A 12056-nucleotide genomic window follows, 5' to 3' on the forward strand; every position below is an offset into this window, starting at 1 on the left:
CGAGTGGGCCGCACTGCGGCGGCGCTCACCACTGGATCACGAACATGGCGCCGCCATCGGGCGGGCTGACGTGGCGCACGCTGGCGCCCATGCCCAGCAGCAGGTGGCGCACCACGGCCAGGCCGATGCCGCGGCCCGCCGCCTGGCCGCTGAAGAAGGGCACGAAGATGTGGGGGCGCAGGGCCGGGGGCACGCCCGGGCCGTTGTCGCGCACGCTCAGCTGCAGCCGCCCGTTGCTGGCCCAGGCACTGCGCACTTCCAGGCGCGGGGCGGCCAGGCCTGCGGTAGCTTGTTCGGCGTTGCGGATGAGGTTGAGCAGCGCTTGCTCCAGCTGCGCGGCGTCGGCCAGCAGCTGCGCGCCGCCGCAGCCTTGCTCGAACACGGCGCTGCCGCCGCGCGCCGCCCAGGCCGGAGCGCACATGCGCGCCAGGCGCTGCAGCACCTCGTCCAGGCGCAGCGGTGCGAGCTGCGGTGCGGGCCAGTCGCTGAGGCTGCGAAAGCGCGCCACAAAGTCCGAGAGGCCCTCGGCGCGGCGTGCCACGGTGTCAACGGCCAGCTGCAGGTCTTCGCTGAATTCGGGGTCGCTGGTCAGCGCTGCGGGGCTGTGCAGCAGCATGCTGGCGGCCTGGCGTGCGAGCGCGCCTATGGGGGTGAGTGAGTTCATGATCTCGTGGGTGAGCACCTGCACCAGCTGCCGCCAGGCCTCGTAGGTCTGCGTCTGCAGCTCGGTCTCCACCGGCTGCAGCGCCAGCAGCGCGCCCGCGCGGGCCTCCCAGCGCCAGGGCGTGGCCGAGAGCAGGCAGCGCTGCGGGCCTGCGCCCAGATCCAGCTCCACCAAGCGGCGGCGGCTGGGCTGGGTGGCCAGGCTTTCTTGCAGGGTTTGCAGGGCGCTGGCCTGGGCGAGCGCACCCTGCCAGCGCCGCGCCATGTCGCTGAGCGGCTGCAGCGTGGCGGCTTGTCCGAGGCTGGCATCCTGCCAAGCCCACAGGGCCACGGGCGCCAGAGACAGATGCAGGGCCGCCTGCTGCGCCTGGGCGCTGTGGCGCTGAAGCTCGCGCTGGCGCTGCTGCCACTCGGTTTGCTGGGCGCGCAGCGTTTGCTGCTCCTGGCGCAGGCCCTGGGTGAGGCGCCGCCAGGCCCACACCACCAGGCCCAGGCCTGCCAGCGCTGCGCTCAGGGCCAGCAGCTGCAGGCGCGGCACCCCGGCGCAGTGGCCCCAGGCGGCGGCACCGGCCAGGCACAGCAGCACGCCCAGACCCAGCGCCAGCGAGGTGCGCTGCAGCGGCAGGGGGGTGTCAAAGCCCATGTTTGTCCAGCCGCCGGTACAGCGCCGCACGCGACAGCCCCAGCTGCCGTGCCACTTCGCTGAGGTTGCCGCGGGCGCGTGCCAAAGCGCTGTGCAAGGCGGCGCGCTCCTGCTCGGCCAGGGTTTGTGGTGCCGCTGCAGGGCTGGGCTCACAGGCTTTGGGTGTGGCTGTGAGTTGGAAGTCTTGAACCCGCCATTGCGCGCCCTGGCCCAGGATGACGGCGCGCTCGCAGGCATGGCGCAGCGCGCGCACATTGCCCGGCCAGTCATGCGCTTGCAGGGCTTGCAGCGCGTCCGGGGCCAGGGGCCGAGGGGCTTTGCCGTACTGCGCGGCGTAACGCGCCAGGTAGTGTGTGGTGATGAGCGCAATGTCCTCGCGGCGCTGGCGCAGTGGCGGCACGCGCAGCACCAGGGTGTTGAGGCGGTGCAGCAGGTCCGGGCGAAAGCGCTGCGGGTCGTGCAGCGCGGCGTCGTCCAGATTGGTGGCGCTGAGCACGCGCGCCAGCAGCGGCTGGGCTTGGTCCGCGCCCAGCGGCGTGAACTCGCGCCGCTCCAGCACTGCCAGCAGCGTGGCCTGGCTGTTGAGCGAGAGGTTGCCAATCTCGTCCAGCAGCAGCGTGCCCTGGCCGGCTGCGGCCAGACGCCCGGCGCGGTGCTCGCGGGCGTCGGTAAAGCTGCCACGTCGGTGCCCGAAGAGCTCACTCTGCAGTGTGCTGTCGGCCAGGCTGCCCAGGTCTATGGGGTGAAAGCTCCCGCGCGCGGCGCGTGCCGATTGCCGGTGCAGGGCCTGTGCCACCAGCTCCTTGCCCACGCCCATCTCGCCCAGGATGAGCACATTCGCTTCGGTCGGGGCCACCGCGGCCAGGGTGCGGCGCAAATCGACCATGGCGCTGGACTGGCCGATCAAACCATCCACCTCCTGCGCGCCCGAGCTCGCTGCCGCCTGGCCGGCCAGCGCTGCTTGCACCGCCGCCAGCAAGCGCGTGGTGTCCCAGGGCTTGGTGATGAAATCGACTGCGCCGGCCTGCAGTGCGCGCACGGCCAGCTCAATCGCGCCGTAGGCCGTGAGCGCAATGATGCGTGGCGGCTGCGTCAGCTGTTGCAGTGTGCTGATGAGTGCCAAGCCCTGCTCGCCATCGCTACGCCCCGGGCTGTGGTTCATGTCCAGCAGCACCACGCCACCCCCGGGCCCCTGCGCCAATGCCTGCAGCAGGCTCGCCGGGCGCTGGTGCACCTGCACTGCCCCAAAGCGCCGCCGCAGCAGCAGGCGCAGCGCCAAGCCCACATCGGCGTCGTCATCCAACACGTGCAGAGGCAAATCAGGGGCGGCACATTCCTTCATGGGCGGCGATTACACCAAACCCCTTCGCAGCAGCCCAGCCGGGTGTTCGGAAGCGGACAGGGGAGGTGGGCGCGGCGTCCGCTTGCGCACAGGCGCCGCTGGGGCTGGGGCGGTTGGCGCCAGGAGCATGGGGCTGGCACAGGCCTTGCTCAGCGTTGGGGCATGACTGTCCAGAGTTCCTCCATCGATGCCGCACGCCCCGCCAGCGGTGCGGCCATGGACCGCGCCTTGCCTGCGCCCAGCCGCTGGCGGCGTTGGCGCTGGGTGGGCCTGGGCAGTGCTGCGCTGCTGCTGGGCGCACTGGCACTGTGGTGGCATTGGCCGCAAGGCGTGGCTGTGCCGGCTGAGGGCTTGCAAATTCATGTGCTGCGCGCTGCCCCGTTTGAGGACTTGCTGCTGGTGCGCGCGCAGGCCACGCCCGCGCAGGCGCTGATGCTTGACGCCACCGAGCCCGGCCGCGTGGAGGCCGTGCTGGCGCATGAGGGGCAGCGCGTGCATGCCGGTGACTGGCTCTACCGCTTGAGCAATCCGCAGCGCGACCAAGAGCTGATGCAGCGCAGCGCCGAGCTGGCACAGCAAACTGCCAATGCCGCCCAGTTGCACACAGCCCTGGCCCAGGCGCAGAGCCAATGGCGGCGCGAGTTGGCACAGGCCGAGCACGAGGCTGCGCAAGCCAGTCTCAATGTGGAGCGCCAGCAAGCGCTGGCAGCGCAGGGCTTTGTCTCGCCCAGCGTGCTGGCTGATGCCCAAGCCCGCGCACAGCTGCAGCAGCGCTTGCTTGTGCAGTTGCGCCAAGACGGTGCGGCCGAGATGCTCACGCGCCAGCGCAGCGCCGCACAAATGACGCAGGCCGTGCATGAGTTGCAGCGCAATTTGCAGTTCCTGCGCCAGCAGGCCCAGCAGCTGCAAGTGCGCGCGCCACGCGACGGTGTGCTCAGCGACTTCAAGCTGCAAGTCGGGGCCAGCGTGCGGGTGGGCGAGCGGCTGGGTCGCATCGTCAACCCTCAAGACCTGGTGCTGCGCGCCGGTGTGGACGAGTTCTACCTGCCGCGCGTGCAGCTGGGCCAATCGGCGCGCGTCACCGACGGGCCTTGGCAGCAGCAGCGCCTGCGCGTGAGCCGCATCACGTCTCAAGTTAGCGAGGGTCGATTTGAGATCGAGCTGGCGCCTGAGCCGGGCGCTGGCGCGGTGGCGCTGCAGCCTGGTCAGGCCCTGCATGCCCAGCTGCAGCTGGCGGACTCGGCGGGGGCCGCAGTGCTGCAGCTGCCCGATGGCCGCTACCTCAGCGAGGCCGAGGGTGCGGTGTTTGTGCTCGATGCCGACGGGCGCCATGCGCGGCGCCGCACGGTGCGTTTGGGCCGCCGCAGTGCGGGCCAGGTGGAAGTGTTGGCGGGCTTGCAGGCGGGCGAGCGCGTCATCACCAGCTCCCTGGGCGCGTCCGCACAGGCCACCGTGCTGCGCCTGCCTTGATACTCATGCCAACAAGGGGTTACCCATGATTCGACTGCGCAATATTTCCAAAACCTACCGCACCGAGGCGGTGCTGACCACGGCACTGGACCAGGTGGATCTGGATATCGCGCCGGGTGACTATGTGGCCATCACCGGCCCCTCGGGCTGTGGCAAGTCCACGCTGCTGGGGGTGCTGGGTTTGCTCGACGCACCCAGCCAAGGCCAGTACTGGTTTGACGGCCAGGAGGTGAGCCGCTGGAGCGAGCGCGAGCTCAGCGCGCTGCGCCGCCAGCGCATCGGTTTTGTGTTCCAGAGCTTCAACCTCATCGACGAACTCAGCGTCGAAGAAAACGTGGCCTTGGCCTTGGACTACCAGGGATTGGGGCGGCGCGAGCAACGCCTGCGGGTGGCTCAGGCGCTAGACCGGCTGGGCCTGAGCCACCGTGCCCGTCACCGGCCCGCCCAGCTCTCCGGGGGGCAGCAGCAACGCTGTGCCCTGGCCCGCGCCCTGGCTGGCAACCCCGCGCTGTTGTTGGCCGACGAGCCCACCGGCAACCTCGACAGCGCCAACGGTCAGGAGGTGATGCAGCTGCTGCGTCAGCTCAACGACGAAGGCACAACTTTGGTGGTGGTGACACACGATGCCTTGCACGCAGCCCAAGCGCAGCGCACCGTGCGCTTGCTGGATGGCCGCGTGCTGGTCGATGCGCTGGCTGCGTGAAGGGGGCTGGATATGTCGCGAATCTCTCTGGCCTCCTTGGGCTACGCAGCGCTGCATGCCAGCGCCCTAGACCTGCGTGTGGCTTGGCGCCAGCTGCGCGCACGGCCGCTGCATATGGTGGTGCTGCTGCTGGGCCAGGCGCTGGGGCTGGGGGCCGTGCTGCTGGTGGCCGCGCTGTACTTTGACCGCACCCAAGTGAGCCAGGGTGTGCCCGAGCCCGACCGCGTGATGCTGCTGGACTTTCAGATGAATCTCCCCGGCGATGGCGGCGCTTGGATGGTGGGCACGCCGTATGCGTTTTACGAGGGGCTCAAGACCGCGCGGGCGCCGCTGGCAGGGCTGTCGCGTTTTGAGGTGAACCAGCGCCGGGTGCAAGTGCAGGGCCGCGCGCAGGACTTGGCGCTGGCGCTGGCCGATCCTGATCTCGTGCCCATGTTTGGGCTGCGAGCCCTCCACGGCGATGCGCGCAGCGCGTTGCGCCAGCCCCAGCAGCTGGTGCTCAGCGCTCAGGCCGCCCGCGCCTTGTTTGGACGGGAAGACGTGCTGGGCCAGGCCGTGCAACTGCGCCATGCCCGCCAGTGGGTGACGCTGAGTGTGGGCGCTGTGGTGGCGGATCTGCCCGAAGGTCATCTGGTGCAAGCCCAGGCTTACATCAGCGCCGACAGCCCGGCGTCCGGGCTTGGCGAGCAGGACCGCAGTGCCTGGACCTGGTTGTCGGGCCGCGTTTATGCGCGGCTGGCGCCGGGCGTTCAGGCGCCGCAGCTGGCCGCCCTGGCGCAGGGCCTGCTGGAACAAAGCCCCGTCTACCAGCATGACCTTCCCCCCGAGGCCAAGGCCGATGGGCGCAAAGGCGCCCTTGTGCGGGCCCTGCCCATTGCTCGCATTCCATTTGAGGGAGCCGGCCAGCGGACCTTGCTGCAGCTGCACGCCCTGGCGGCGCTGGCGGCCTTGGTACTGGTGCTGTCCACGGCCAATGTGCTCAATCTCAACAGCGTGCGGCTGCTGCAGCGCCAGCGCGAGATGGCTGTGCGCAAATCGCTGGGTGCCAGTCCAGCCAGGCTGACGGCCCAGTTCGCGGCCGAGGCCCTGTTGCTCAACGTCCTGGCTGCGTTGCTGGGCTTGGGGCTGGCTTGGCTGCTGAGCCCTTGGTTGGCGGGTGCATTGAAGCTGCCCGCACCCCCGCAGCTGGGCCAAGGCTTGGGCTGGGCCGCAGCGGTGCTGTTGGCCTTGCTGGTGAGCAGCCTGACCACGGCACTGCCCGCCTGGCAGGCCTGGGCCTTGCGCAGCACGGAGGCCTTGCAAGGCCGCCAGGCCAGCGAAAGCCCGCTGCTGCGCCAGGTGCGGCGTGGGCTCACGGTGTTGCAGTTCGCCATTGCCCTGGGCACGGGCACGCTGGCCCTGGTGGTGGCTTGGCAAAACCAATATGGGTTGGATCGCGACATCGGCCTGCGCACACAGGACATCTACACCCTTGGGCTGCCCGAGAGCGTCAGCGATATGCAGCGCAACACCCTCACGCAGCGTCTCGCCCAGCTCCCCAGTGTGCAAGGGCTGGCCCTGGGACTGTCAGCACCTGCGGGTGGACGCTTGGATGTGCAAATGAGCGTGAGCCATCAAGGGCGCAAAGCAAAGCTGAAGCTCTTGTACGGCGAGCCGGGCATGCTGTCGCTCTATGGCCTGCGGCTCTTGGCCGGGCAGCCCCAGGCCCAGGCTGAAAACCCAGTGGTGCTGGACGAACGCGCCCTGCGTGCCCTGGGTTTTTCCACCCCGCAAGAGGCACTGGCTCGGGGGCTGAGTGGCATGGGCAAAACCTACACCGTGGTGGCCGTTGTGGCGGCCTATACCCAGGAGGCCACGCGCGAGGCGGTCATGCCCCAGATGCTGGTGCTGATGCCTCCGCATTGGCGGGGGAACGAGCGTATCGAGCAGTTGCCCCCTGTGCTGTCACTGCGCACACGCGACCCGGCTGCGCTGCGCAGTGGCATCGCGCAACTCTGGCCCAGCGTCTTCGCCGACGAGCCCTGGACGCTGGAACATCTGGATGAGGTGCGCCAACACCGCTACGCCACCGACTTGCGCATCGGCGCGCTGGTGGCTGGGGTGAGCGGCCTGTGTGCGCTGCTGGCGGCGTTCGGTCTGTATGCGCTGGCCCAGCACACTGTGCAGCGCCGCCGCCTGGAGCTGGTGCTGCGCAAGCTCCATGGCGCCTCGCCCTGGCAGCTGCTGCCCACGCTGTTGGGTGAAGTCCTGGTCCTGGTGCTGCTGGCGGCGCTCCTGGCTCTGCCACTGGCGCAGTGGCTGGCCAGCCTGTACCTGAGCGACTTTGTCGACGCCATTGCGCCTGGCCCCTGGCCTGCGCTGGCGGCCCTGCTGGCCTTGCTGTTGCTGGTGGGCTTGGCCGTGGTCCAACAGCTGCTGCAGGCGCTGCGTTTGCGCCCCATGGCCTTGCTGCAAGGCTGAACGCCAACGTCCCCGGTCCTTGGCGGGGTGCTGAAACGAAAGCAACTGTTTGTATCTCGACCCCTGGGCAGGGCGGGTGAATCAAGACAACTGGTCACAAGCTGGTACATACCAATTAAGTACCTATTAGGGTCGACCATATTGCGGTGCGTGGGGGCAGGTGATGAGATCGGCCCATAAAACAGCGGCGCTGATCTGGCAGCCGCGATTCAAGGAGACCGCCATGCCCCCGTTCCACCGCCGCGGCGCCACGCCGCGCTTTGCGCCAGCTCCGCTGTTGGCCGCCCTTGCGGCTTTGTCCACCACCCCCGTGTTGGCCCAGAGCGTGGATTGCACCGGCGTGCCGGCGTGGTCTGCCAACGCGGTCTACACCGCCAAGCAGCGCGCCCAAGACCAGGGCGTGGCCTACCAAGCCAACTGGTGGACGCAGGGGCAGGCGCCCGCAGCCAATGCCGGCGCGCACCAGGCCTGGGCGCGTCTGGGCAGCTGCCAGAACACGCCGCCCAGCAACCCGTCGCCTGGCACCCCACCGGGCACGCCAGCCAACAAGGCGCCGCAGGCCGCCTTCACCAGCAGCACCGACCGCCTGGTGCTGAGTGTGGATGCCAGCACCTCCACCGACAGCGACGGCCGTGTCGTGGCCTGGAGCTGGAATTGGGGCGATGGCAGCAGCAGCACTGGCGTGCGCGCCAGCCATACCTACGCGCAAGCGGGCACCTACCCGCTGACCCTGACCGTCACCGACGACCGTGGCAGCAGCGCCAGCAAGGCGCAGAGCGTGACGCTCAACGCCGTCAACCGCGACCCAGCCACGGGCAAAGTGCTGTTTACCGTGGCCGAGCTGGCCGCCACCGAAGCGCGGCTCACCGATACGCCCCTGTTCGCGCAGGTCAAGGCTTCCGCGGCCACGCGCAGCAACAGTGTGGTGCAGGCCGTGCAGCCCGGCGCGGCCAGCAACCCAGAGAACGTGCGCCGTGTTGAGCGCCTCTTGCCGCAAAGCCAGTGGGACTACCTCTTCCCGCTGCGCCACCCCTCCTACACCTACACCGGGCTGTTGCAGGCCGTGGCCAAGTTTCCGGGGGTGTGCGCCAGCTACAGCGATGGGCGCGATGCCGAGGCCATCTGCCGCAAGTCCCTGGCCACCATGTTTGCCCACTTCACGCAGGAGACCGGGGCGCATGACCGCAACAACGTCATTCCTGAGTGGCGCCAGGCCCTGTACTTTGTGCGCGAGGCTGGTTGCAGCGAAGCCAGCTATGGCTGCCCCTACAACAACGAGTGCGCCCCGGGCACCTGGCAAAGCGAAGTCTGGCCCTGTGGCAAAGACGCGCAGGGCCGCTTCAAGCAGTACTTCGGGCGCGGCGCCAAGCAGCTCTCTTACAGCTACAACTACGGCCCCTTCTCTGAGGCCATGTTTGGCGATGTCAACGTGCTGTTGAAGCAGCCCGAGCAAGTGGCCGACACCTGGCTCAACCTGGCCTCGGCGCTGTTCTTCTTTGTCTACCCGGCTTCGCCCAAACCCAGCATGTTGCACGTGGTGGACGGCACCTGGCAGCCCAACGCCACGGACGCGGCTGCGGGCATCAAGCCCGGCTTTGGCGCCACCACCAATGTCATCAACGGCGGCATTGAGTGCGGGCAGGGCGCTGAGAAGCCCCAGTCCGTGAACCGCATCGCCTACTACCGCCAGCACGCGGCGGCGCTGGGCGTGCCCATTGGCGCCAACGAAGAGCTGGGCTGTGCCACGCAAAAAGCCTTCACGGTGGGCGGCGCGGGCGCGCTCAACATCTACTGGGATCAGGACTGGGCTTACTACCCCAATATGCCCGAAGGCAAGTCCTACGCCTGCAAGCTGGTGGGCTATCAAACGGCCTTCTCGGCGCTCAAACCCGCGGACTACCAGCGCTGCGTGAGCAAGTACTTCGACGTCATCGTCAAGCCCTGAGCAGCCCCCTCCCGCGCCTGACCCAAGGCGCGGGGGTGCCCCATCCACCGATTCCTCTGACGCCCACCCTGGGCGCTGCCGAACTGCACCCCATGCGGGGCGCAGCCGTTCTTTGTCGATTCGCTAGGAGCCATTGCATGCGAACTCCCCTCCTCACCGCCTTGCTGCTGGCCACTCAGGCCGGCGGCGCCTGGGCCTACAACTGCACAGGTGTGGCCCCTTGGAACGCCACTGCCGCCTACGCCGGTGGCACCGTGGTGCAACTCAACAACCAGGCCTACCAGGCCAAGTGGTGGACGCAAAACCAAAGCCCCGCCACCAACGCGGGCGCCTGGGATGTGTGGAAGCCGCTGGGCGCTTGCGATGGCGGCGGCGGCGGTGGGGGCGGCGGTGGCGCCAGCAACCAGGCACCCAGCGTGGCGCTGAGCGCGCCCAGCAACGGCGCCACGGTGCTGGAGGGCAGCACGCTGACCCTGAGCGCCAACGCCAGCGATGCTGATGGCAGCGTGGCCAAGGTGGGCTTCTATGTCAACGGCGCTTTGGTGGGTGAGCTCAGCAAAGCCCCGTTCAGCCTGGCCTGGACGGCCCGCGCAGGCGTGGCCGACATCACCGCCCGTGCCACCGATGACAAAGGCGCCAGCACCACCAGCGCGGCCGTGCGCGTGACGGTGCAGGCCCAGGTGGCGCAGGGCGACGAGCGCTGCCGCCCCGAGGGGCTCTACACCACGCCCGGCACTGCACCGGCCTATTGCAAGGTCTACGACGACCAGGGCCGCGAGGTCATGGGGGCGGACAAGCCGCGCCGCATCATTGGCTACTTCACCAGCTGGCGCACCGGCAAGAACGGCCAGCCCGCTTACCTGGCCAAAGACATCCCCTGGGCGCAGCTGACCCACATCAACTACGCCTTTGCGCATGTGGACGCGCAAAACCGCCTGTCCATCGGCAATGCCGCAGACCCCGGCAACGCCGCCACCGGCCTGACCTGGCCTGGCGTGGCGGGTGCCGAGATGGACCCGGCCTACAGCTACAAAGGCCACTTCAACCTGCTGAGCAAGTTCAAAAAGCAATACCCCAAGGTCAAGACCCTGATCTCCGTGGGCGGCTGGGCCGAGACGGGCGGCTACTTTGACGACAGCGGCAAGCGCGTGGCCAGCGGTGGCTTCTACACCATGACCACCAACGCCGACGGCAGCACCAACACCGCCGGCATCAACGCCTTTGCCGACTCGGCCGTGAGCTTTTTGCGCCAGTACGGTTTTGATGGCGTGGACATCGACTACGAGTACGCCACCAGCATGAAAGACGCGGGCAACCCCGACGACTTCGCCATCAGCAACGCGCGCCGCGCCAGCCTGATGAAGAACTACGTGGTGCTCATGCAAACCCTGCGCGCGCGGCTGGATGCCGCCGGGCAGGCCGACCAGCGCCACTACCTGCTCACCGTGGCTGCGCCGTCCTCGGCCTATTTGCTGCGCGGCATGGAGACCTACCAGGTCACCCAGTACCTGGACTACGTCAACATCATGAGCTACGACTTGCACGGCGCCTGGAACCAGTTCGTGGGCCCCAACGCCGCGCTCTTTGACGACGGCAAGGACAACGAGCTCACCGCCTGGAGCTACTACACCGCCAGCCAGTACGGGCGCATTGGCTACCTCAACACCGATTGGGCCTACCACTACTTCCGCGGCGCCATGCCTGCGGGGCGCATCAACATTGGCGTGCCCTACTACACACGCGGCTGGCAGGGGGTGACGGGCGGCAGCAACGGCCTGTGGGGCCAGGCCGCGCAGGCCGACCAAGCCAAATGCCCACCCGGCACGGGCGGTGGCACGGTGCAAAAGTGCGGTGCCGGTGCCGTGGGCATCGACAACCTCTGGCACGACTTGGACGTCAACGGCCGCGAAATCCCGGCAGGCTCCAACCCGCTGTGGCACACCATGAACCTGGCCCAAGGCAAGGCCGGCAGCTACCTGGCCGCTTATGGCCTGAACCCGGCCACCGACCCCAGCGACCAACTCACGGGCAGCTACCAGCGCTTCTACGACGCCACCTTGGTCGCACCCTGGTTGTGGAACGCCCAGAAGAAGGTCTTTCTGTCCATCGAGGACGAACAGTCCCTGGGCGTGAAAGCCCAGTACGTGGCCGACCGCGGCATCGGCGGCGTGATGTTCTGGGAGCTGGCGGGCGACTACGCCTACAACGCCGCCCGCGGCGAGTACGGCATGGGCAGCACGCTCACCCAGCTGCTCTACAACAAGTTCAAAACCGCCAAGCCCTACGGCGCCCAGCTCACCACGGCTGCCATGCCGGCGGAACAGCTGGACGTGCAGTTCAGCATCGGCGGCTTTGCCTTGGGAGACGCCAACTACCCGCTCAACCCCACGCTCACGCTGACCAACAAGAGCGGCCAAACCCTGCCCGGCGGCACGGAGTTCAGCTTTGATGTGCCCACCGCCATCCCGGCCTCGCTCACCGACCAAAGCGGCTTCGGGCTCAAGGTGGTGCAAAGCGGCGCCAATGCCGCGGGTCACAACATCGGCGGGCTCACCAACGACTTCCACCGCGCCAGCTTCAAGCTGCCCGGCTGGCAGAGCCTGGCCCCCGGCGCCAGTGTGAGCATCAAGCTCAACTACTACCTGCCCATGCCCACGCCCAGCAACTGGGTGGTGAGCTTTGGCGGCAAGAGCTACGCCTTGGTGCAAGAACGCCGTCGTGCAGCGGCCGGTGCGGTGGCCGGTGGCCAGCGCGCCACCCCGCTGCAGCCGGTGAAAGCCCCCAAGCGCTGATTTCCCACCTGCGCCCCTCGCGTGCTGAGCTGCTCGGC

Annotated in this window: 7 protein-coding genes; 5 read left to right on the forward strand and 2 right to left on the reverse strand. The window is 68.6% G+C overall.

The window, feature by feature from the left end; all coding sequences use genetic code 11:
* Nucleotides 1-25 precede the first annotated feature (25 nt).
* Together ACG0Z6_RS06395 and ACG0Z6_RS06400 are read right to left on the reverse strand one after the other, a co-directional pair.
* Nucleotides 26-1306 carry a sensor histidine kinase gene (locus ACG0Z6_RS06395; RefSeq protein WP_394459638.1) on the reverse strand — a complete coding sequence of 427 codons (1281 nt, stop codon included), beginning with the start codon at nt 1304-1306 and terminating at the stop codon, nt 26-28.
* The gene (locus tag ACG0Z6_RS06400) at nt 1296-2648 is read right to left on the reverse strand and encodes a sigma-54-dependent transcriptional regulator (protein ID WP_394459640.1); all 1353 of its coding nucleotides are present in this window, start codon (nt 2646-2648) and stop codon (nt 1296-1298) included. The genes ACG0Z6_RS06395 and ACG0Z6_RS06400 overlap by 11 nt, the downstream gene beginning before the upstream one ends.
* A 162-nt stretch (nt 2649-2810) precedes the next feature.
* Between ACG0Z6_RS06400 and ACG0Z6_RS06405 the strand changes: the two genes are divergently transcribed.
* From ACG0Z6_RS06405 to ACG0Z6_RS06425, 5 genes are all read left to right on the forward strand, one after another.
* Nucleotides 2811-4118, forward strand: coding sequence for an efflux RND transporter periplasmic adaptor subunit (locus ACG0Z6_RS06405; protein WP_394459642.1), 1308 nt, complete (start codon nt 2811-2813; stop codon nt 4116-4118).
* Nucleotides 4119-4143: 25 nt separating this feature from the next.
* Nucleotides 4144-4821 carry an ABC transporter ATP-binding protein gene (locus ACG0Z6_RS06410; RefSeq protein WP_394459644.1) on the forward strand — a complete coding sequence of 226 codons (678 nt, stop codon included), beginning with the start codon at nt 4144-4146 and terminating at the stop codon, nt 4819-4821.
* Between the two features lie 12 nt (nt 4822-4833).
* A complete protein-coding gene (locus ACG0Z6_RS06415; protein WP_394459646.1) occupies nt 4834-7281 on the forward strand; it encodes an FtsX-like permease family protein in 2448 nt (815 codons plus the stop codon).
* 223 nt (nt 7282-7504) lie between these two features.
* Nucleotides 7505-9226, forward strand: coding sequence for a glycoside hydrolase family 19 protein (locus ACG0Z6_RS06420; RefSeq protein ID WP_394459648.1), 1722 nt, complete (start codon nt 7505-7507; stop codon nt 9224-9226).
* A 137-nt stretch (nt 9227-9363) separates the two neighbouring features.
* Nucleotides 9364-12018 (forward strand): chitinase C-terminal domain-containing protein, encoded by a 2655-nt coding sequence (locus ACG0Z6_RS06425; protein WP_394459650.1) that lies wholly within the window; start codon nt 9364-9366, stop codon nt 12016-12018.
* The last annotated feature ends 38 nt before the right edge of the window (nt 12019-12056 follow it).

Source organism: Roseateles rivi (assembly GCF_043555845.1).
Classification (GTDB): domain Bacteria; phylum Pseudomonadota; class Gammaproteobacteria; order Burkholderiales; family Burkholderiaceae_C; genus Roseateles; species Roseateles rivi.

Excerpts from the sequence above, each read along its gene's own strand:
- ACG0Z6_RS06400 (WP_394459640.1), bottom strand. The coding sequence starts at position 2,648 with ATGAAGGAATGTGCCGCCCCTGATTTGCCTCTGCACGTGTTGGATGAC.
- ACG0Z6_RS06405 (WP_394459642.1), top strand. The coding sequence starts at position 2,811 with ATGACTGTCCAGAGTTCCTCCATCGATGCCGCACGCCCCGCCAGCGGT.
- ACG0Z6_RS06420 (WP_394459648.1), top strand. The coding sequence starts at position 7,505 with ATGCCCCCGTTCCACCGCCGCGGCGCCACGCCGCGCTTTGCGCCAGCT.
- ACG0Z6_RS06425 (WP_394459650.1), top strand. The coding sequence starts at position 9,364 with ATGCGAACTCCCCTCCTCACCGCCTTGCTGCTGGCCACTCAGGCCGGC.
- ACG0Z6_RS06410 (WP_394459644.1), top strand. The coding sequence starts at position 4,144 with ATGATTCGACTGCGCAATATTTCCAAAACCTACCGCACCGAGGCGGTG.
- ACG0Z6_RS06415 (WP_394459646.1), top strand. The coding sequence starts at position 4,834 with ATGTCGCGAATCTCTCTGGCCTCCTTGGGCTACGCAGCGCTGCATGCC.
- ACG0Z6_RS06395 (WP_394459638.1), bottom strand. The coding sequence starts at position 1,306 with ATGGGCTTTGACACCCCCCTGCCGCTGCAGCGCACCTCGCTGGCGCTG.